Raw genomic sequence first — 22,260 nt, forward strand, 5'->3', positions numbered from 1 at the left:
TAGTGCCCCCACGTTTTCAATCCGAATTTGATAGGACACATATTTTGATTCGTTTGTTCGATTTTATTTTTGCTTTCTTTGGCTTGTTGTTCCTTTGGCCTGTATTTGTTGTTATTTGTCTCCTCGGCTATTTTGATACGGGTTCTCCTGTCTTTTTTCAGACCCGAGTTGGTCGCAACAAAAAGCCATTCACTTTAGTTAAATTCCGCACTATGCCAGTGGAAACAAAATCTGTTGCGACTCACTTAGTTGGGGCGAGCTCTGTAACTAAACTAGGTGGGTTCCTGCGTAAAACGAAACTGGATGAACTACCACAGTTATACAACGTCCTGAAAGGTGAAATGAGTTTGGTTGGTCCGCGACCATGCTTATTCAATCAGCAAGAGCTCATCAATGAAAGAGAGTCGAGAGGAGTGTTGTCGGTTAGGCCTGGCGTAACCGGACTAGCTCAAATCAATGATATCGACATGTCGACACCGGAAAAACTCGCGGAGTGGGATCAACGCATGATTCAGACGTTGAGTACTAAATTGTACTTTCAATACATTATTCAAACCGTACTAGGTAAAGGCTCGGGCGACAGGGTTTAGTTAGATATGGTTTACGCTCTCTTATGATCATAGGTACTGGCTTCTGCGTTATACAAACATAGCTTTGTTGACCTCCACAGTCTCTAAGGCCATTTTTATGTGACGCTATTTTCTAAATAACACTTTATAAGGTATTGCTTATGATTTATCCATTTACTTGATTGTGGTTATTATCTATCATGATCAATCAGTTGTTTAAGCTGAGCAACTGTTTGAGGGTGTGAAAATCATCTTCTACATATAAACGTTTATATTAATGGAAATCATTATGAAAAAGATGGCTCTAGCAGCTGCATTAGCAGTTAGCTTCTCAGGTGCTGCATTTGCAGCTGAAACTACAGCAGCAGCGGGTACTGGTTCAGGTACTGGTACAGCAGCTGGCGCTGGTGCATCTGCAGCTGCAGCTGGCACAGCAACAACAGTTGCAGTAGCGACAGCAGCAGTAGCGGCAGCAGCAGCTGTAGCGGTTGCTTCTAACGAAAGCGGTGCAACAACGACAACAACGACTCGATAATTTTTGAGTAGGCGTTTAAAACCATTTTATGTGAAAGCATAAAGTGGTTTTTTTATATCTAATTGATTAATTTTCCATATTGGACATCAGCAACCAGATTGCTAGGAAGCAGAACTCGTCATGCTTAAACCTCTAATCATATCTCTTGGTCTTTTTCTTGCTGGTTGTTCTCAGCAGTTTCAAGACGTTAACTCTACTTTTGATGAAGCCTTTTTTGGAAGCTCCGATGTTGAGCTATCCAAGGAATACATTCAAACGTTACCTTATTCCAGCATTTATGCAGAAGTGAATGACCAAGGTAAGATCTTCATGGTCTTAGCGTACGTCGGTGAAAACCCGCAAACGGGCGCAGAGCAGTTAAAGTGGATGTCTTCTGACAAAGCGATGATCGTCACTGAAAATGGACGTGTCGTACAAACGCTATTGCTTCCTTACGAAAACCTATCTGGTTTGGCATTCCAACCGTTGAATGCATTCTCTTCTGCAAACAGCTCGTCGCCAGACTCTGCTTATGCGTTTGATGTGTCAGCTAACCCCGGTGCCCAAAAGTGGCAAGCGGTTTACGACTGGCAACCCAACTATCGATTTGGCTACAAAGCAAACATCACCCGAACGTATGTGGGAAATGACACGGTTGAAACTCCGTTAGCGTCTATCGATACCAAGAAATTCCAAGAAAAAATTCAATTCCCAATATTAGAACAAGACATCACCAACGAATATTGGGTCGACAGCGAAGGCAAAGTGGTAAAAACCATACAGTATTTAGGCCCTGATATGACAAGGCTTGAGTTAACCGTCCTTAAGCATTATCAAAGCAATTAACGAACAGGGTAATGAACTAAAATGATGAATTATATGAGTCATACATCAAAAATGACGGGACGTCGGTTGCCATTGGTGAGAACTTTATTAACGATGAGAGCTCTGTTAATGATCAGCGCTTTGTTTGCTTTGAGCTCCGCTTCTTCGGCTTCTGATCTTGTTACGCCTGAACGCTCTTCGTCGATTAAAACAACAATCGAGCTTCCTCTTCAAGGTGTGACGCTTGAGTATCAAACTAACGTTCGACTGCTTCGTGTATTAGACGACGCAAACGCGAATGCGAGCTCTAACGCTAACGGTACTATTGGTTACTTCCCCCTTTCGGCTCAACTGTTTGATATAACCAATACTGAAGCGACTGCAGTTACTGGATTTAAAGAAGCTAACCAAGCTATCGAAGCCAAAAAGCGCAATGTACTGAACCAGCTTGAAGCTTTCGCAGTAGAAGAGCCAGAAGCAAACTTAGTGCGCCAACAGTTAGCCTCTTTCCAATATCTCAATCGAGTTTTTATTGAGCTAGACCGTAATGCCGTTATCTCTCAATCAGATAAGAACCCACTGCTTGTTTCAAGTTCTCATACTAACAAGCCGTCAGACAGTCAAACTCAAGCCTTTTCTCTGTACTTACCACAACGACCAACGTCAATTCAGTTGATGGGTGCAATGAAAGAGTCGGTAACAATGAATCTGATTGAGCATGGTACGTTGAATGATTACCTCGATGCATTGCCGAATGGCTTTATTAGTGAATCTGCAGATAAAAGCGTGGCGTATGTTGTCCAGCCAGATGGCGAGGTACAAACCATTCAATACGCATACTGGAACGAACAGCCGGTTTACTTAGCACCAGGTGCCATCGTATTTATGGCGTTCTACTCTTTGCCATCGGAATACTCAACGTTGAACCAAGATATTGTCGATTTGCTACGTCATAAGGTTGGCCTGTAATGCTGAAACAGAAATCATTCCCTCTATCGGCAGTGTGCACATCGGTTGCTTGTGCTTTATTAATGACCAATAGCATGTCGATTCGAGCAGAGACAGTCATTGATTCCTCTTCGATTCGAGCAGAAAAATCACCATTCGACGACACAGAATACAGAACGTCGCAAATGAACTTTGGTGGTGTTGGCTTAATGCAAATGCCTACCGCGCGCATGGCTCCTGAGGGGGAGTTTAATCTTAGTGCATCATTCAATAACGAGTATCACTTTTATAACGTTAGCTTACAAATAATGCCTTGGTTAGAAACCACCATTCGATACACGCAAATGCAAGGTGTTCTTATGAGTTCCCCAGGTGTCGATGGCGACTGTTCCACAAATAATTTCAGTGGGTGTAATGAATACACGGATAAAGGTATCGACTTTAAAGTTCGTTTAATTGATGAAGGGTATTATTTACCACAGCTATCTGTGTCCATAAGGGACTTTGGTGGTACAGGAAAGTTTGATGGGGAAGCTTTGATGACTAGTAAGCGCTTTGGCCCTGTTGATTTTACCTTGGGTATGGCTTGGGGGTATATGGGCACTAGTGGTAACTTAACCAACCCATTGTGTAAAGCCAGTGACAAATATTGTAACCGTTCATCAGGTGCTAAAGGTAATGGTGGAATGTTGGAATTTGAGCGTTTGTTTAAAGGCGATGCAGCGATTTATGGTGGTTTTGAATATCAAACCCCTTATAAGCCGTTAACCGTGAAGCTTGAATACGATGGCAATGATTACTCTCAAGATTTTCCTGCACGTAACGGTGTCGACATGACACAACACACGCCATGGAACGTGGGTGCTGTGTATCGTTTCACCGATTGGGGTTCGGCTAAAATGAGCTACGAGCGAGGTGATACGCTAACCCTTGGCTTCGATCTCTCTACCAACTTTAATGAAATGTATTCCGTGTGGCGAGATACCGAAACAGCAGAGTTGCGCCCGAGTGGTATCGAGACGGTTGATGACATCGATATGGCGGCTCTTGCAAGCCAACTTGAAACGATCGCTGGTTATGAACAAGCGCAAATCTTGGTCGACGATAACAGCATTGTGGTAAAGGGCACTCAGGTTAAATATCGAGACAGAGATATCGCTGTTGAACGCGGTGCGACCGTGATCGCGAATGCGGTACCGAGTTACATTGATACTTACAAAATAATCGAAAACGATAAATCGTTGGAACTCACCGAGACAACGGTTAATGCACAAGCGTTCAAAGCGGCAGCGAACAATAATTATCTTAACGCTCAAACCCGTGATGCTTCACACACTCACGAGTTAGAACGTAAGAAATCCGTTATCTATCATGATGGGCGTGAGCGATTCGATGTATCGATTTCACCAAACCTCGCTCAATCGTTCGGTTCGGTCGAAAATTTCTACTTATACAGCTTGGGGTTATACACCAACGCATCGTTTTGGGCGTTAAACAATGTTGAACTGTCGGGCTCTCTGTACGTTAACTTAGTCGATAACTACGACAAGTTTAATTACGAAATCCCATCAGACGGCACTGACCAAACGCCAAGAGTAAGAACCTTGTTCCGTTCTTACGTTGACGATCCGGTTCGCTTAGATCGCTTACAACTGACTTGGTTTGAAGATTACGGCAGCGGTGTCTACACCCAAGCTTACGGTGGCTACCTTGAAAGCATGTTTGCGGGTGTGGGTGGTGAAATCCTGTATCGACCATTCAACCAAAACTGGGCCATTGGTGCAGACATGACTGCAATAAGCCAGCGCGATCCTGAAAGTTGGTTCGGCACGTTTGATCAAGAGATCCAAGTTAACCCAGATGACAGCAGCCGAACGTACAAAGTGATCGACAAAGGCACGACGGGCTTTATTACTGGTTACTACACCCCACAATGGGATTTCTTGAGCGATACCTTGCTTAAAGTGGGTGTGGGTAAATTTCTTGCGGGTGATATCGGGACTCGTGTCGACTTCTCTAAGCAGTTCAAGAGCGGCGTGATTGCTGGTGCGTTTGTTAGCTTAACCGACATGACAACCGAAGAATACGGTGAAGGCAGCTACACCAAAGGCTTCTATGTATCGATTCCGTTCGATCTTGTTACTGTGAAACCAAGCTCAAGCCGCGCAGGTTTTACCTGGTTACCGATCACGCGTGACGGCGGCCAAGTGTTGAATAAGCAATACAACTTGTTCGATCAAACCGATGCTCGCTCACCTTGGTTCCAAAGGCCGAGTAGCGTTAAGTAGATCGAAAGCAGATGCGGGTGACGAGTAAGCGGGATACGAAGAGCGGGGAAAGAGCAGTCTCGAATAATCGAATAACGAATAGCTTAAGATATCGTGATATTCATTGGGTCTAGCTTTTGGTTCTCCCCCTTGAACGCCGTTCGTTTTTGATCGGTGATGTTCATCAAAGGGGGAGTTCGAGGGGGATATTAATCTATGTGTTACCAACCCCTCCCAGCCTCCCCTTATGTTGGTATTTTCTGCCAAGCAACAGTTGTGATAAAGGGGAGGAGCCAAAAGCATCCCGACACGGCTTTAGGCTCTTCGTTTACTCGTATCTCGCTACTCTCATCTGCTCTTTAGCTCTTCGCCACTCGTTCACTCGCATCCCGTATCTGCTCTTTAACCATTCAACTAGGTTGATAATAAACACAAATTGTGGATAATGCATACGCAATAAAATAACCGGGTGAAAGTCCGATCTTTGGCTCGGTTTATGACAAAAAACCTCTATCTCAATTCCAGATAGATAGAGGCAGATTAACTACGCAGTGTGATGTCGCGGAATATCAAAGGGCGGTAGCGTTCCTATCTTTGATATTAAGTGGGAGCGATATCACAGTAATAGCCCTCCTTAACTCTATTAAATACTGCGTAGCTGATAAAATTGTTTGTTCTAACTTCTTTGGGTGTCCTTTGGGATATCACGACACATTCCGTTTCTATGACTTGGTTAACATGAAGATTAATAAAAATCGTCTCCTTTTAGCGCTCCTTCCTGTATTGCTTGCAGGGTGTACTACTCCAGGAACTCACCTTTCTACTGGCAACAAGAATGTGATTCAGCCTTCAGAGGAACAGCAAGAATCTGATATCTCTGATGTGGTTAACCTTTACCCACTGACAGCTCAATCAGTATCGACTTACCAAACGGGTACATTGTCGGTGTCACAAGCCAACCCTGAACTCGACGTAGACATCGCAAAGTATGAATACAAAGTCGGCGTGGGCGATATCTTAAATATCACGATCTGGGATCACCCTGAACTGACCATTCCTGCGGGCTCTTACCGTAGCAGCACAGAAGCGGGTAACTGGGTTCATGCAGACGGCACCATCTTCTACCCATACATTGGTACAGTAGAAGTTGCAGGAAAAACGGTTCGTGAAATTCGTTCTGATATAGCGGAACGTTTGGCGAAATACATCGAAAGCCCTCAAGTTGATGTAAACGTAGCGGCTTTCCGATCTAAGAAAACCTACATTACCGGTGAAGTATCTAAACCTGGCCAGCAGCCAATCACTAATATCCCTTTAACGTTACTGGATGCCGTGAACCGTTCTGGCGGTTTGTCTGAAGATGCAGATTGGCGCAATGTTTCATTAACCCGTAATGGCGTGGAAGAGAACCTTTCACTTTACGGTTTGATGCAACGTGGTGACTTAACGCAAAACCGCTTACTGCAAGCGGGGGATATTGTTCACGTACCGCGTAATGACAACCAGAAAGTGTTCGTGATGGGTGAAGTGAACGATCCTCAACTACTTAAGATTGATCGCGTTGGGATGAGCCTAACCGAAGCACTCAGCAACGTAGGTGGTATTAACCAGCTGACGGCAGATGCAACGGGTGTGTTTGTGATCCGAACTTCTGATGATAAATCAGAACGCATGGCAGACATCTACCAACTCAATATGGAAGATGCATCAGCTTTAGTGATTGGCACCGAGTTTGATTTAAAGCCTTATGATATTGTTTACGTAACGGCAGCACCCATCAGCCGTTGGAACCGTGTAATTGGACAGCTTGTGCCTACCATTTCTGGCTTTAACGAGCTGACCGAAGGTATGTTGCGCGTTCGTAATTGGTAATAAGCCCTGGTTTGTAATAAACCCTAATTAATCATCAGGTTGCACTTAACGTGTAACCTGATTTTTACATCTAAAAGTAAACCCAGCTTATAAGCCCAATACAATTAGAGACCATTATGTTTAATAAAATTTTAGTCGTATGCGTGGGCAACATTTGTCGTTCCCCGACTGGAGAGCGAGTTTTACAAAACTTGCTGCCCAACAAAGAAGTGGCCTCTGCCGGTATCGCTGCTGAGAAAAGCCGTTTAATTGGTAAGCCTGCAGACGACACTGCCATTGTAATAGCCGCTGAAAATGGGGTTGATGTTGAAAATCATCAGTCTCAACAAGTCACGCCACAGCTTTGTGCTCAGTATGACTTGATCTTGGTGATGGAGAAGGGCCATTTAGAAGCGCTTACTCAAATATCGCCGGAGGCTCGCGGAAAAACGATGCTGTTTGGTCAGTGGATTGGCCAGAAAGACATTCCTGACCCTTATCGTCAAAGTCGTGAGGCGTTTGAACACGCTTATAAGCTGATTGACGAAGCGGCGCAAGCTTGGGCAAAAAAACTGTAGGTTTAAATGCAATAGATTTTAGATGCAGTAGGTTTTAAATAGACAGCTTTTTAAATGTCATGCTCTAAATGTAGGCATGGTAAAGCCACCAACGGAATAATATAAAAGAGAAGTACGCGGAGCGTATATAGTCTCTTAAATAGCAATAATTTAGGAAGTAGCAAACAAATGACAACACAACCCTCTCAGCAATCGCATACAGATAACTCTGATGAGATAGATTTAGGAAAACTGCTTGGCATTCTGCTGGACGCTAAATGGCTAATCATGCTGACCACATTCGCTTTTGCTGTGTTTGGTATTGCGTTTGCTTTGCTTTCGACGCCGATATACAAAGCGGATGCCCTGATCCAAATTGAAGAGAAAAGCTCTGGTGGCATCTCTTCTATGGTTGGTGATATGGGTGAATTGTTCTCTCAAGAATCTTCAGCTACAACCGAAGTCGAGATCATCAAATCTCGTATGATCTTGGGTGAAACGGTGGATAAGTTTAACTTAACGACTGTGACCTCACCTAACTATGCGCCAATCGTCGGCAAAGGCTTTGCACGCTTAACTGGCGACATCAACCACATTGCGGTTAGCCGTTTCAACATGCCAAGCTATGCGAGCGACTACGGGCACACGATCCAGATCCTAGATGCCGAGCAGGGCACTTACCAATTAGTTCGCGACGATGAGCGCGTTATCCTAAAAGGCAAAGTGGGTGAGCTAGCAACAGCAGACGACTACAGCTTGTTTGTGGCAGGTTTTGAATCACATAACGATTTTGAATTCTCTATTAGTCAACGTAGCCGACTAGAAGCGATCGAATGGCTGAAGGAATCTTTGTCTCTGTCTGAACAAGGTAAGCAAACCGGCATTTTGAAGCTGAGCTTTGAAGGCGAAAACAAACAACAGATTTCTGAAATACTGAACCACATTAGCCAGATCTACTTTTTACAAAACGTGAAACGTAATTCAGCGGAAGCAGAGAAGAGCCTACAGTTCTTAGAGAGTCACCTTCCTGGTATTAAATCTGAGTTAACTGGCTATGAAGACACACTCAACAATTATCGCCAAAAGAACGAATCGATCGACTTGGGCTTAGAAGCACAATCAACCTTGAAGGTAATGGTCGAGCTTGAAGCGCAATTGAATGAACTGACGTTTAAAGAAAGTGATATCAGTCAGCGTTTCACTAAAGATCACCCGGCATATAAGTCACTGATTGATAAGCGTAAAACGTTGTTGGGCGAGCGAGAGCGCCTGAACAAGCAAGTGCAAAAGCTGCCGAAAACACAACGTGAAGTACTGCGTATGACACGTGATGTTGAAGTAAACCAACAGATCTACATCCAGTTACTAAACAAGGTTCAAGAGCTGAGCATTATTAAAGCCGGTACGGTCGGTAACGTTCGTATCTTAGATGACGCGCAAGCGTATGCTCGCGCCGTTAAACCTAAGAAGCCGCTGATTGTTGTGTTAGCAACGCTATTGGGTGGCATGCTAAGTGTCGCGTTTGTGTTAGTAAAAGCAGCGTTCCACCGAGGTGTTGAAAGCCCAGACCAAATTGAACAAATTGGCCTGCCTGTTTATGCAGCGGTACCAAAATCTGATTTGCAGGTAGAGCTCACTAACCGTTTTAAATCGAAGAAGAAGCAAACTAAAGGGACTCAAGCGCTGCTTGCTGAATCTAACCCGGCGGATCTTTCGATTGAAGCGCTGCGTGGCCTTCGTACCAGCTTGCACTTCGCAATGCTAGAAGCGAAAAATAACATCTTGATGATCTCTGGCCCTGCGCCAAGCATTGGTAAATCATTCATCTCGACTAACTTTGCCGCAGTAGCCGCAAAAACAGGCCAGAAAGTATTGTTGATTGATGCCGATATGCGTAAAGGTTACCTACAACAAAGCTTTGGTGTGAACTGGGATAACGGCCTTTCTGATGTATTGAGCAGCAAGCAAGAGTTCGCTCAATCAGTGAAGTCGACACCAGTAGAAAACCTAGAAATCATTACCCGCGGGCAAGTACCACCCAACCCATCTGAACTGCTTATGCACCCGCGCTTTGCAGAACTCATGGAATGGGCATCAAAAGAATATGACTTGGTGATTGTCGATACCCCACCTGTACTGGCGGTAACCGATCCAAGCATTGTCGGCGCCTTCGCTGGCACCACATTAATGGTCGCGCGTTACGGTCAAAACACCATTAAAGAGATCGATGTAGCTCGCAACCGCTTCGAACAATCGGGCATCGAAGTGAAAGGCGTTATCTTCAACGCCATCGAGAAGAAAGCATCAAGCTCATACGGCTACGGTTACTATAATTACGCATATTCGAGCGACAAGAAATAAAGTTAAAGAGCAGTAACGAGATGCGAGTAACCGGGTAAACGAAGAGCTAAAGACAGTAACGGGATGCGAGTGGCGAGATACGAAAAGCGCCACTCGAATCCGTTCTTCATCTCTTCGTTACTCGTTTACCCGCTCCGCTGCTCGAATCTGCTCTTTTAGCTCTTCGAATCCCGTCTACCCGCTACTCGAATCTGCTTTTCTACTTCTTCACCACGCCACCCGTTAAATACAATCCAATCGCCGCTAACACAGGATAACCAAACGCTTCATTGGTCATTTCCCCTAATGGCTTCCAATCGTAACCGTGCATGCAGCCAAGAATCACCATCACATGCAGTGCCACATAAGGAATGGTGAACAACAACACAATGTAGCGCTGTACCAACTTAAAAGGTTCATACGCTTTAAGCAGTGCCAGCTTGTGCTTCGCTTTTTCTTCATCAGTAAAAAACATCGCATCTCCTGTGTTGGTGAGTGCATCTAACCCCTTGCTAATCGAAGACTGGCTCCCGAATATTCTTCCGAACAATGTCATACTGCTCCTTGGTTTATTGATTGGCTTTGACCGCATGTATAGCCTTTGACTGTATAACCTTACGGTTCGACAACCTTGGCGAGACCTCTGCTCCGCCATTTATCCGTTGAATTAGATTCCCTATCACGTTCGTCCCTCACTGTAGGGAATGACGACTACTTTTATTAAGTGAATAATCTCACGACTCCGTCATTCCGCCATTCTGTTGCTTTAGAGGCGAGGAACGAAGTATCTGGAATCTGCTTTTAGTCTCTCCGCATCTCGCTTACTCGCATCCCGCAACTGCTCTTCAAATTATTCGAAGACTTAGCTTTTGGTCCTCCCTCTTGAACACCGGACTATTGTGAGTGGTGATGTTAATAAAAGGGGGAGTTAGAGGGGGTTGCTAGCTAATGCCTAACCAACCCCTCCCAGCCTCCCCTTGTATAGGATATTTTTTGCCAAGTAACAGTCGTGATAAAGGGGAGGAGCTAAAAGCACAACAACCATCTTCTTCTCCTCGCTCTTAATCTCTTCGCTACTCGTTTACCCGTCACTCGCATCCCGCAACTGCTCTTCAAATTATTCGAAGACTTAGCTTTTGGTCCTCCCCCTTGAACACCGGACTATTGTGAGTGGTGATGTTAATAAAAGGGGGAGTTAGAGGGGGTTGCTAGCTAATGCCTAACCAACCCCTCCCAGCCTCACCTTTCGAATCCCGCATCTGCTCTTAAGCTTTTATCTTCAAAACAGGACACGCCTTATTCACGCCCCAATCTTTATGCCCCTTAACATTCTCATCTGAAATCAAAAACTGCTCTTGCAGTGCAGCCATCAAACCAAACAGTGCCTTGCGCTGCGCAAGTGTGAAGTTATCTTCTGGTTGCAGCTCGGCATTACAACCGCCAACCAAACAAACCCCAATATTGCCCTTGTTGTGTCCTTTCACATGCGCGCCAGTTTGCGACAGCGGCCTGCCCAATTGGACATCCCCATTGCGACGAATAACAAAGTGATACCCCACATCGCGCCAGCCTCTCTTTTTATGCCATTGGCGAATCTCGGCTACGCCTACATCTTGCTGTGGCGGCGTGGCGCTGCAATGCACAGTAATAAAGGAATATGGCGGGCAATGAGGTAAGCGGAGTAAAACCGAAACCAGGCTGAATGAATAGGATGCTGAAGGTAAACAAGGCTCTAACGAAGGGATAAGCTCCATCTTGCTAGCCTGCTCTTCCGAATCAATTCGTTCTTTGGTGTCAGCCCGCTCTGGCAAAACAGACGCTTCTAACGGCTGATTTGGAACTCGATCAGTTGCTGGTGGAGTGTTTGACAAAATAAATCCTCGTGTTGTTGTAAATAGGCGATTAAAGACGTTGATAGCGATTCATTTAAATCAGGGTGCAATGCGATGTGTTGTCGCAGACTGGTGGCTACGGTTTTTTCATAGCCGGGGTGGTGGCTGACATAACGTAAATACATCACGTAATAACCCAGAGGCTGCTTACGCCGCGATCGGCTGATCATCCAGCAAATATCGTCATAGCTGGGGGCGTCACCGCATTCATCCTCATTAAAATAACAACCTTCCAAATGGCTTTCTTTATAACCGTTAACTTCATAGCTCAGTACTTGGCCAAACCCATCACTATCACTAAAAAATAACGGCTGACGTGATTGAGTGAGGGAGTTAGCACGGCACTCGATGCTCGCCATACCGGGTTGATACGCTGAAATAAAAAGAGAAACTATCGCCTTCATTAAGCACCTTATTGCTGCATGGGGAGGGCAATGTACTTCAACATTCTTGATTGGGGTTGGCGGGAATAACACGAAAACAGAGGAATACAGAAAAATGAGAGGTGCTTCGAAAAGCCATTGCTTAATAAGGTTGATGTTGCATATCTATCCGAGGCGATTAACCAAACATTTTTTCTTACAACTTATCTCATGGGCCTTTCGCCCCTAAAGCGCCAAAAAGTGTTGTTAATGCTCTGTATATCAATGGATTTCTATACGAATGACTAATTAACAAGGAGCGTTAACCATGTGTGTTTCTCTAATTCTTTCTTTCATCCCATTAAAAACTGGCTCGCCAATAAGCAAGTTAGTGCTATTGAAATTAGCCGATAACGCAGACGCGCGCGGCGTGTGTTTCCCATCCTTAAATTACTTAGCGCAATATTGCGAAGTGTCGGTAAGAACCGTGAAACGACACGTTAACGAGCTCGAAAGACAAGGGTTTTTGAAGCGGATAAAGCGCTTTGATGATTCAGGACGCCAGCGCAGCAACATATATCAGCTGCGCCTTCCCAGCGACAGCCACATTCAGCAGACCGATCTAGCCCAAGCGAATCAAGAGAACACGAATGTAGAACAAATAGGTTTACCGTCAGCTTCGTCGGAATACCCCCAGAAGACAGAACATGCGCAGAAAACCGACCATTCAGACACTCCCCTGGGTGACTCAAGATCCACCACGGAGAGTGATCACCTGGCACACATAATCTTTCATAAAGAACATAAAACAGAGTTGAGCTTGAAAAACGGCAGCTTGGATGACACCGATGTACTTGATCCCCCAAGCGGTTCTGAACAACATGAGATCTCGACACCTAAAACCAACGTCACAAACCCCATAAGCCAACAGAATGAAGCCGTGATTCACCTGCTCACCAAAGAGGGCAGCGCGCCGATTTATCATGAGTTCTACAAAATCTTAGAGCGAACCTACCCAAAGTTAGATGTGCTGCAAGAACTGCATGCCATGCAAGCCTGGCTGTACATCAACCCAGATAAGCGCAAACCCTTTGAGCACATTGGCCACTTTGTGAATGGCTGGCTAAGAAGAAGCGCCCAAGCCAAAGCGAAGCGAGACTCATCGCCAGTCTTTAAGCAGGCTAGAGCGGCTAAGCAAACAAAAGCGGCTAAACCAGCAAGGGCTTCTGCTTCTACATCGACCAAGGAAGCTAAAACCCAACCGGCAGCCAAGCCCATGGTTCACAAACAACCCACGCCCGTCTCTCAGGCCCTAGCGGACTACCAAGCCAAAAGCACCACCAATCCGTTCGAAGCACGTATCAAGGCCCTCGTTCAATCCAAATCGCACGGCGCGGATTCTAAGCAGTGACCATTCGATTATTTACAGACGAAGCGCTTGTTCACACAGCCAAAGCTATTAAAAAAATAGCTTAGAAAACCAAGATCTTAGGAAACCAAAAGGCTAGGGCAGACCAAGCGCGAATACAGACAAAAAACGTCAAGAAACAAAAGTAGAATTAGGGAGAGGGCAAATGGACGATATCAGCCTAAAAAAACTGACAACGGAAGAAAAAGTCACCATTTTAGAAAAAGAGATAGCGCGAGTGGAAGGGCGTATTGGCGAGTTCTTGAAACTGCTTGTTACCCATTACCCACAAGGGCTAACACGTACTGAGATTAAAGCGTTATTGGCGGTAAACAACAACCCAAGCTTCGTCTCGCTGTACAGAAACGGCAATATTTTCATTGATATAGAAAAGCGCTACTGCGACGTAGCACAAGAAAACCGATACCACATAGGGACTCAGTACCTACAAGACGTACAATGCTCCCGCTGGGTCAATGCTTTGTGAAGCCTTGTCAGAATTAGGTAAATTGCAAACTGGTCAATATGCACTTGATTTGCTAGACTACGCAGCAAATTAAAACCGTATGAAAAACGCATAAAGCGAACAAATTGTCACTATTGCCTTTAGGAGCCAAACCTAAGGGCGGTAGCGTACCCAAATTCAGCTCGCTGGCAAGTAATAGCAATTCAAAAGCGCTACAAGCTACAGAAAGGCTACTTTTGGTGGCCTATTGGGGCGGTTTTAAGAAAGTAAGCAAAATCTAGGTTTTATAAGGTATTGTCGAAAATAGACTGTCTCAAAATGAATAAAAAGTGTCTCAGTGGCTTAATATTGACTGAGACATTTTCGTGAGATTAAACCTCAAAAATTCTATACACATTCACGTTCGTGAGTTGTTCTAAGCTATATACTATAAGAGAAAACTATGAAGATCCTCGTCACTGGTGGTGCTGGCTTTATCGGCTCTGCAGTCATTCGTCATATCATCAAGAATACATCTGACAGCGTGGTCAACGTTGATAAGCTCACTTACGCAGGTAATTTAGAATCTCTTATCGAAGTGGATTCAAGTGAACGTTACGTATTTGAACAAGTCGATATTTGCAACCGAGCTGAGCTTGATCGTGTGTTTGTCGATCACCAACCGGATGCGGTGATGCATCTTGCGGCTGAATCGCATGTTGACCGCTCAATCACTGGCCCAGCGGCGTTCATTGAAACCAATATTGTTGGTACTTATACCCTACTAGAGGCAGCTCGCGAGTATTGGAATACACTGGAAGAAGGTGCAAAAGCAGAGTTTCGTTTTCACCACATCTCTACTGATGAGGTGTATGGCGACCTTCCTCATCCTGATGACGTGGAAGTAGGGACAGAGCCTTCAGCCAATAAAAAGTTGCCAATGTTTTTAGAGACAACCTCGTATGAGCCATCAAGCCCATACTCTGCGTCAAAAGCATCGAGCGATCACCTAGTACGTGCATGGTTACGTACTTACGGCCTGCCAACTATGGTGACTAACTGCTCAAACAACTACGGCCCTTACCACTTCCCTGAAAAGCTGATCCCGCTGGTCATCCTCAACGCGCTTGAAGGTAAAGATTTACCTATTTACGGTAAAGGCGACCAAATCCGTGACTGGCTGTTTGTCGAAGACCACGCCCGCGCGCTCTACAAAGTGGTGACGGAAGGTAAAGTAGGCGAGACCTACAACATCGGTGGCCACAACGAGAAGAAAAACCTCGAAGTGGTGAACACTATTTGCGACATCCTAGATACGTTAGTACCGAAAGAGTCAGCGTATGCTGAGCAAATTACGTATGTTCAAGACCGCCCTGGTCACGACCGTCGATATGCTATTGATTCGTCCAAAATGCAACGTGAGCTGAATTGGACGCCAGAAGAGACGTTTGAAACAGGTCTTCGTAAAACCGTGCAATGGTACCTAGATAATTCTTCATGGTGTAAAAATGTGCAAGATGGTAGTTATCAACGTGAGCGTTTGGGCGTAGAAACAACAGAATCAAAGGTGAAGAAATAATGAAAGGCATAGTTCTAGCCGGTGGTTCAGGAACTCGTTTATACCCATTGACGCGCGGGGTATCAAAGCAGCTATTACCAGTTTATGATAAACCAATGATCTATTATCCGCTTTCTGTGCTTATGTTGGCGGGTATTCGTGAAATACTAATTATCACGACACCAGAAGACCAAGAGGGCTTTAAACGCTTGTTGGGCGATGGGACGGACTTTGGTATTGAATTGCAATACGCGATTCAGCCCAATCCGGATGGCCTAGCGCAAGCGTTTATTATCGGTGAAGAATTTATTGGTGATGACAGCGTGTGTTTAGTGTTGGGTGACAATATTTTTTATGGACAAGGCTTTACCCCTATTTTGCAAAGTGCAGCTGAAAGAGCTTTTGGAGCGACAGTTTTTGGTTATCAAGTCAAAGACCCAGAGCGTTTTGGTGTGGTTGAGTTCGATGAAGATATGAAGGCCGTTTCAATTGAAGAAAAGCCGGAAGTACCGAAGTCTAACTACGCGGTAACAGGCTTGTATTTCTACGATAATCGCGTGGTGGAAATGGCTAAGCAAGTGAAGCCATCACATCGCGGTGAGCTAGAAATTACCACACTCAATGAAATATACCTCGCTGATGGTTCACTGAACGTTGAATTATTAGGTCGTGGTTTTGCGTGGCTAGATACAGGAACACATGAAAGCCTTCATGAAGCCTCGTCTTTTGTACAAACGATAGAAAATGTTCAAGGCCTAAAAGTGGCTTGTCTTGAAGAGATAGCTTGGCACCAAGGTTGGCTTTCTAGGGAGCAGCTCTTGAAAGCTGGTCATACACTATCGAAAAATGAGTATGGTCAGTACCTACTTGCTTTACTCGAAGAATAAGATTGAAAGAGTTTGGTTATGAGTTTTATACACTGGATTGATTTCCCAAAAATTGGCGATGATAGAGGCAACTTAGTTGTATTGGAGGAAAATGAAAATATTCCCTTTTCTATCAAGCGTATTTATTACCTTTTTGATTTGCAATCAGATATACCTCGTGGATTTCATGCCCACAAAGAGCTTGTTCAAGTTGCTGTTTGTGTGAAAGGTCATTGTGATATTTTGATGAACGATGGTAAAAACAAAGAAACAGTCACGTTAAGTTCTCCTGATAAAGGTCTTCTCATTGATGTAATGCAGTGGCATGAAATGCGTAACTTCTCTGAAGACTGTGTGTTGTTAGTTCTTGCAAGTGATATTTATGATGAAGCTGATTACATAAGAGATTACTCTGAGTTTGTAAGGAAAGTTAATGCTAAGTTCTAAAAATATTACTCTACGTTTGGTAGAAGAAAGTGATGCCGAATTTATTGTGTCGTTGAGAGTTGATGACAAATATAATAAGTATCTATCAACTGTTTCGGCTGACATTGATAATCAAAAGTTATGGATTAAGAACTACAAGACTAAAGAAATCAATAGAGAAGAATTCTATTTTATTATCGAACGTAATGATGGGACTCGTTGTGGAACAGTTAGGCTTTACGATTTTATCAATGATTCATTCTGTTGGGGAAGTTGGATTCTTAATGAAGACAAAGGAAGATATTCTGCCTTAGAGTCTGCTTTGCTAGTTTATGAATTTGGCTTTGATCATTTGGGTTTTAAAAAAAGTCACTTTGAAGTTGTAAAAGGTAACTTAAAAGTTATCGACTTTCATCTTAAGTTTGGTGCAATAGAAGTTGCACAAGATGATATTAATCATTATTACGAAATAGATAAGCAATCTATTGAAAAAGTAAAAAATAGATTTTCTAGGATTATAAATAAATGATTTCATTTTTAGATTTGAAAAATATTAATCAACAATATCAACAAGAGTTAAAAGAGGCATGCGCACGTGTTATCGATTCTGGCTGGTACATTATGGGCGCCGAACTTACAGCATTTGAACAAGAATTTGCGGCGTATTGTGGAACTCAACATTGTATAGGTGTTGCTAATGGGCTTGATGCTCTGACATTGACGTTGAGAGCGTGGAAAGAGCTCGGAAGATTACAATCTGGTGATGAGGTGATTGTACCCGCGAATACCTATATAGCTTCTGTTTTAGCGATCACCGAAAACGATTTGGTACCAGTTTTGGTTGAGCCTGATGAACATACCTTCAATCTTAGTCCTTCTAACATTCAAGATGCATTAACAGTAAAAACAAAAGCGATCCTACCCGTACATTTGTATGGTCAGATTTCTCCAATGGATGAGATTATAGACCTTGCCAAAGAGAATAAGTTACTTGTTTTAGAAGACTGTGCTCAATCTCATGGTGCTGAGCTTAAAGGTAAAAAATGTGGCTCGTGGGGTGACGCTGCTGGCTTTAGTTTCTATCCAGGGAAGAACTTAGGCGCATTAGGTGACGCGGGAGCTATTACAACGAATGATGCTGAGCTAGCTAAAATTTTGAGAGCATTGCGCAACTATGGTTCGCACAAAAAATATGAAAATAAATATCAAGGTGTAAACTCTCGTTTGGATGAAATTCAGGCAGCAATGTTAAGGATTAAGCTTCGTCACCTTGACTCTGAGACTATTCGTCGTCAGAAAATTGCAGATTTGTATCTTGGTCGTATTGATCACCCTGAAGTTATTTTGCCTAAACTAATTACAAAAGAAGGGCATGTGTGGCATTTATTCGTTATACGTAGCAAAAAAAGAGAAGAGCTTCAACATTGGCTTTTAGAGCATGGTGTGCAAACTTTGATTCATTATCCCGTACCACCACATAAGCAGCCTGCATATAGTGCATTGAATAAAGTTTCAAAACCTACCACTGAATCTATTCATGACCAAGTAATTTCATTACCATTGGATCCAACAATGAAGGATGCAGACGTGATTAAAGTTATAGAGCTAATTAATGGCTTTAAGTAATGAGTAAACTTTTGAAAGTTGCAGGAATGACTGGTTTACTAACCTTATTACGAATGCTAATGGGGTTTGTTATAGCAAAAGTGGTAGCTATTTATACTGGTCCAACAGGTATGGCGATGTTAGGCCAGGTGCAAAGTATGGTAACCAGTTTGAATGGCATCATCAATGCTCCTGTAAGTAGTGGAGTTGTTCGTTTTACTGTTGAAAATAAAGACAAAGGCTTTCAAGCTTGTGCTCCCTGGTGGAGAGCTGCATTTCAATGGGTGCTTTTAGTATCTGCCATTGTGATACCTTTGGGGTTGTTGTTTTCGAGTGAAATTGCAACTTGGTTATTTCAAGACTCTGCTTTATCGTGGATAGTAATAACAACGGTTTGTGTACTGCCACTGTCTTCAATGGGTACACTATGTAATTCTATTATTAACGGACAACAATTATACCGGCGATTTGTTGGGCTTGGTATGGTTTCGACTATCATTTCAAGTTGCGTAATGCTTGTAATGATTGCGCTTTACAATATTGAAGGGGCTTTATTAGCTGCGGCAATTCAATCTGCGTTGATTGGAGTTGTTATGTTGATTGCTAACTTGAAACAACCTTGGTTGAAGTTACGTTATTGGTGGGGAACTACAGATCGTGAAGCAAGAAAAGCTACTGGTGGTTACCTATTGATGGCAATTACGAGCGCTTTGACTGTTCCTGTTTCATTGATTCTCGTACGTAGCTTGTTGATTGATAAAGTAGGATGGGATGTAACAGGTCAATGGCAAGCCGTGTGGAAAATATCTGAAGTATATCTAGGAGTTGTTACCATGGCTTTAGGGACTTATTACTTGCCTCGTTTATCATCCCTAACAGGAGCAGATGCCATTGTTAGAGAAATACATAAAACAGCTCGTGTGATCATCCCAATTGTTGTCTGTATAGCTCTTGGTGTCTATATTTTTCGTGATATAGCTATTGAGTTACTATTTACTGATGATTTTAGAGGTGCTCGAGATCTATTTTCTATACAGTTAATGGGTGATGTTACAAAGATCATCTGCTGGTTGTATGCTTACCCTATGATTTCTAGGGGGGCTACGAAATGGTTCATATCTACAGAAGTAATATTTTCTATAACATTTTTTTTATTAAGCTACTTTCTTATAGAGAAGTATAGTGTTTATGGCGTTACATATGCATATTTTATTAATTATATATTGTACTTTTTGTTCCTCATTATAAATGTTAAACGCTATTCTAAATAATGTTAACTTTTGGCGGAAACTTGTTAAAAATAAAGTGGTGGATATGGTTTGTTTGGTTGGTTTATAATAATTTTATTATTTTCATTCCTTTCATTGTTATTTAAGAATGAAAAGTCAAGATTTATTTGGTTTATTTTAGCTTGTATTGGAGGGTTTAGGTTTAATATAGGTACTGATTTTCATCAATATGTAATAATTTATAATCAGATTATTATGTCCCCATATTTATATCCAATAGAACCTGGTTATAAAATTTTGGTTGTAGCTTCTGATACCATTGGTGGAAACCCACAGTTAGTTTTTCTTTTTACATCAATCTTGACGATGTATTTTTTATATAAAGGTTTTTGTTATTATTTGCTAGATTTGAAGTTGAAGTCTTATAGTTATATTGTTATTTGCTGTCTGTTTTTTGTTTTATACTTTTATGTTTTAACTTCGGTTCGTCAAGCTCTAGCATTATCTATTTTTTTCTACTCTAGTAAATATATAATACAAAAAAAGTTTTATAAGTTTAGTCTAGCTTTACTATTGTCTTCAATGTTTCATACTTCTGTTATCTTTTTTCTTCCTTTATACTTTTTTGCTAATAAAAAATATTCTAATATTAAAGTATTATTCTTCCTAATTTTTTGTGTGATTTTAGTGTTTGTCGACACTTTGCCAATATTTGGAAGTGTTACAAGTGCCTTGAACTTAAAATATGCAAGATACTTTATGAGCGATTTTTATACAACAGGAGAAGGTAATCAAGGAAGTGTTGAGTTAACTTTAATTTCAATTACTCTATTGTCATTTATTTATTTCATTATAAAAAAAGAAACTTCATCATATATATTTATTGCAAATATGATACTTGTATTCATATTCCTTAGAGTTTTAGCTCTTGATATGGATGTGGTGAACAGGTTGTCTAATTATATCAAACCTTTCATGATTGTTTTCATAGTGATTTCAGTGAGAAGTCTGGTTGTCCAATTCCCTAATGCTAAAAATTTGATTGTATTCATATCATTTTTGTTTTTCTTAATCATTAACAGCGCCTATTTATATTTTTCAAATGAAAGCTTTGCTCATTTGACATTTAATCTTAAGATTTTTGGGGAAGGTAATAGTTTATTTAATGTTATAGGAAACTATGACTTATTTTGGATGAAATAGTGGTGGGTAAATGAAGAAGATATTATTTGTTGTTGGAGCTTTTCAGGTCGGTGGTATTCAATCTTATTTTTGTAAACTTTTTAAACGTTTGTCTCAAGATTATGAGGTTAGTGTTTTGCTTTTAAGTGATAAAAATGATGAAACGATGCTAAATATGTTAAAATATAATTCTACTGTTTATTATTGGCGTGATTTTGTAAATAATGAAATTATGTTTACTAAATACTCAGCCTTTAATCACTCGTTAGGTTTAAGTGAAAATAAGATTAGAGATAAATTTTCAGATATTGACTATTTACATGCTGTTGACTCTGAAACATTAATTCCCGCATATCAAGTCAGCAGCCTTGTTTGTGCAACTTTGACTCTAGGTTGCTACCATCCGCGGGAATTTACGTGGAAAGCTAGCTTCTTTGATTATTTCAGAGCTGTACAACTTGATTTAATTTATAGAATGCCGTCAAGAAATATATTTTATTGTACTCAAGATATTGCAAGAGAGTCAATGTCGGCTACACAAGGTGAAATGGATAGTAAAATAGTGATCCCGTTGTGTGTAGACGATGAAACAGGCATATATTCAAATTACTCTAGTAATAGAATTGTGTCAGTTGGACGACTAGTTGGGTTTAAATCCTATAATGAAAATATCATAAAAATATTAGATAAATTGAATGATTCTTTGGTTGGACGCCCTCCTTTTGAATACCACATTTATGGGAGTGGTCCCAACGAAAAGCATTTGAAATACCTCGCATCTAAGATCAGGTCTAAAGTTATTTTCAATGGGGAAGTAAAATATGATAATATGAAATCTGTTATAAAAGATTCATTTATATATATAGGTACCGGATCAACATTAATGGAGTCGGCTATCTTAGGTGTACCTACTATTATTGGTATTGATAGTATAAAGACACCTGATACTTATGGGTTTTATCATGAAGTTGAAGGTACTAATAATGGAGAGGTAGATCCTAGTTTGAACGTGAAACCAATATTAGATGTTATTCTGGGTATTATAAAAAACAAAAGCGATTATGACCTAGCGGCAATACATGGTAAGGAAAGGGCTTGTCACTTTTCTGTTTCTTCGGTGTCGAAAATATGGCATGACTCCCTTTTACATTCAGAGAGTATTAATATTGGAGAATATCATTATAGTGGTAGGCGCTATTTTGTGAGTAGCTTTCTTTGGAATGCTTCCAATATGACTAGGCTTCTTAAAGATAGAAAAGAGCGTTATTGAGGATGAAAGTTCTTTTCTCTGAACACGAAGAATACTATAGAGATCTGGGTTTAGATAACTGTCAAGAATTAGAATATTTTTTCGACGGTATGAGGTTATATAATTCCTCAGATAGCATTCTTAACGACTTCGATATTTTTGTGTGC

At 42.0% G+C, this 22,260-nt stretch carries 21 protein-coding genes; 18 read left to right on the forward strand and 3 right to left on the reverse strand.

From position 1 onward, the window contains the following. Positions 1 to 41 precede the first annotated feature (41 nt). From AB4138_RS15850 to AB4138_RS15885, 8 genes are all read left to right on the forward strand, one after another. Positions 42 to 590, forward strand: a complete 549-nt coding sequence (locus AB4138_RS15850; RefSeq protein ID WP_372306820.1) for a sugar transferase — start codon at positions 42 to 44, stop codon at positions 588 to 590. A gap of 268 nt (positions 591 to 858) precedes the next feature. Further along, the gene (locus AB4138_RS15855) at positions 859 to 1,104 is read left to right on the forward strand and encodes a hypothetical protein (protein ID WP_016784037.1); all 246 of its coding nucleotides are present in this window, start codon (positions 859 to 861) and stop codon (positions 1,102 to 1,104) included. A gap of 120 nt (positions 1,105 to 1,224) precedes the next feature. After that, positions 1,225 to 1,929 (forward strand): YjbF family lipoprotein, encoded by a 705-nt coding sequence (locus tag AB4138_RS15860; protein ID WP_372090266.1) that lies wholly within the window; start codon positions 1,225 to 1,227, stop codon positions 1,927 to 1,929. Positions 1,930 to 1,950: 21 nt separating this feature from the next. Next, on the forward strand, positions 1,951 to 2,877 hold the full coding sequence (locus AB4138_RS15865) for a capsule biosynthesis GfcC family protein (protein WP_372306754.1): 927 nt from the start codon (positions 1,951 to 1,953) through the stop codon (positions 2,875 to 2,877). Beyond that, positions 2,877 to 5,144 carry a YjbH domain-containing protein gene (locus tag AB4138_RS15870; protein WP_372306757.1) on the forward strand — a complete coding sequence of 756 codons (2,268 nt, stop codon included), beginning with the start codon at positions 2,877 to 2,879 and terminating at the stop codon, positions 5,142 to 5,144. The genes AB4138_RS15865 and AB4138_RS15870 overlap by 1 nt, the downstream gene beginning before the upstream one ends. A gap of 717 nt (positions 5,145 to 5,861) precedes the next feature. After that, complete coding sequence (locus tag AB4138_RS15875; RefSeq protein ID WP_102320646.1) at positions 5,862 to 6,995, forward strand: polysaccharide export protein; 1,134 nt, start codon at positions 5,862 to 5,864, stop codon at positions 6,993 to 6,995. Positions 6,996 to 7,111: 116 nt separating this feature from the next. Continuing rightward, positions 7,112 to 7,552, forward strand: a complete 441-nt coding sequence (locus AB4138_RS15880; protein WP_017063132.1) for a low molecular weight protein-tyrosine-phosphatase — start codon at positions 7,112 to 7,114, stop codon at positions 7,550 to 7,552. A 168-nt stretch (positions 7,553 to 7,720) separates the two neighbouring features. Further along, positions 7,721 to 9,892 (forward strand): polysaccharide biosynthesis tyrosine autokinase, encoded by a 2,172-nt coding sequence (locus AB4138_RS15885; protein ID WP_372306760.1) that lies wholly within the window; start codon positions 7,721 to 7,723, stop codon positions 9,890 to 9,892. Positions 9,893 to 10,091: 199 nt separating this feature from the next. Here AB4138_RS15885 and AB4138_RS15890 read toward each other — a convergent pair whose 3' ends face one another. The 3 genes from AB4138_RS15890 to AB4138_RS15900 form a co-directional block, all read right to left on the reverse strand. Then, positions 10,092 to 10,427, reverse strand: coding sequence for a hypothetical protein (locus AB4138_RS15890; RefSeq protein ID WP_004733275.1), 336 nt, complete (start codon positions 10,425 to 10,427; stop codon positions 10,092 to 10,094). Positions 10,428 to 11,136: 709 nt separating this feature from the next. Continuing rightward, positions 11,137 to 11,682, reverse strand: coding sequence for an N-acetylmuramoyl-L-alanine amidase (locus AB4138_RS15895; protein WP_372306823.1), 546 nt, complete (start codon positions 11,680 to 11,682; stop codon positions 11,137 to 11,139). Between the two features lie 11 nt (positions 11,683 to 11,693). Next, a complete protein-coding gene (locus AB4138_RS15900; protein WP_372306762.1) occupies positions 11,694 to 12,167 on the reverse strand; it encodes a hypothetical protein in 474 nt (157 codons plus the stop codon). 286 nt (positions 12,168 to 12,453) lie between these two features. Between AB4138_RS15900 and AB4138_RS15905 the strand changes: the two genes are divergently transcribed. From AB4138_RS15905 to AB4138_RS15950, 10 genes are all read left to right on the forward strand, one after another. After that, positions 12,454 to 13,536, forward strand: coding sequence for a helix-turn-helix domain-containing protein (locus AB4138_RS15905; protein WP_372306765.1), 1,083 nt, complete (start codon positions 12,454 to 12,456; stop codon positions 13,534 to 13,536). Between the two features lie 163 nt (positions 13,537 to 13,699). Further along, on the forward strand, positions 13,700 to 14,020 hold the full coding sequence (locus tag AB4138_RS15910) for a hypothetical protein (RefSeq protein ID WP_372306768.1): 321 nt from the start codon (positions 13,700 to 13,702) through the stop codon (positions 14,018 to 14,020). A gap of 421 nt (positions 14,021 to 14,441) precedes the next feature. After that, entirely contained in the window at positions 14,442 to 15,557 is a 1,116-nt protein-coding gene (gene rfbB, locus AB4138_RS15915) for a dTDP-glucose 4,6-dehydratase (protein WP_372306770.1), read from the forward strand. Continuing rightward, positions 15,557 to 16,423 (forward strand): glucose-1-phosphate thymidylyltransferase RfbA, encoded by an 867-nt coding sequence (rfbA, locus tag AB4138_RS15920; protein ID WP_372306773.1) that lies wholly within the window; start codon positions 15,557 to 15,559, stop codon positions 16,421 to 16,423. Before rfbB ends, rfbA begins: the two co-directional genes overlap by 1 nt. 18 nt (positions 16,424 to 16,441) lie before the next feature. Continuing rightward, positions 16,442 to 16,849 (forward strand): FdtA/QdtA family cupin domain-containing protein, encoded by a 408-nt coding sequence (locus AB4138_RS15925; RefSeq protein WP_372306776.1) that lies wholly within the window; start codon positions 16,442 to 16,444, stop codon positions 16,847 to 16,849. Continuing rightward, positions 16,836 to 17,357 (forward strand): GNAT family N-acetyltransferase, encoded by a 522-nt coding sequence (locus AB4138_RS15930; RefSeq protein ID WP_372306779.1) that lies wholly within the window; start codon positions 16,836 to 16,838, stop codon positions 17,355 to 17,357. The genes AB4138_RS15925 and AB4138_RS15930 overlap by 14 nt, the downstream gene beginning before the upstream one ends. Next, positions 17,354 to 18,454, forward strand: a complete 1,101-nt coding sequence (locus tag AB4138_RS15935) for a DegT/DnrJ/EryC1/StrS family aminotransferase (protein WP_372306780.1) — start codon at positions 17,354 to 17,356, stop codon at positions 18,452 to 18,454. Before AB4138_RS15930 ends, AB4138_RS15935 begins: the two co-directional genes overlap by 4 nt. Continuing rightward, on the forward strand, positions 18,454 to 19,704 hold the full coding sequence (locus tag AB4138_RS15940) for an O-antigen translocase (RefSeq protein ID WP_372306782.1): 1,251 nt from the start codon (positions 18,454 to 18,456) through the stop codon (positions 19,702 to 19,704). Before AB4138_RS15935 ends, AB4138_RS15940 begins: the two co-directional genes overlap by 1 nt. A 48-nt stretch (positions 19,705 to 19,752) precedes the next feature. Continuing rightward, complete coding sequence (locus AB4138_RS15945) at positions 19,753 to 20,865, forward strand: EpsG family protein (protein WP_372306784.1); 1,113 nt, start codon at positions 19,753 to 19,755, stop codon at positions 20,863 to 20,865. 10 nt (positions 20,866 to 20,875) lie between these two features. Next, a complete protein-coding gene (locus tag AB4138_RS15950) occupies positions 20,876 to 22,114 on the forward strand; it encodes a glycosyltransferase family 4 protein (RefSeq protein WP_372306786.1) in 1,239 nt (412 codons plus the stop codon). Positions 22,115 to 22,260: the final 146 nt, after the last annotated feature.

Origin of the sequence: Vibrio sp. 10N.286.52.C3 (assembly GCF_041468865.1) — a bacterium.
Classification (GTDB): domain Bacteria; phylum Pseudomonadota; class Gammaproteobacteria; order Enterobacterales; family Vibrionaceae; genus Vibrio; species Vibrio crassostreae_C.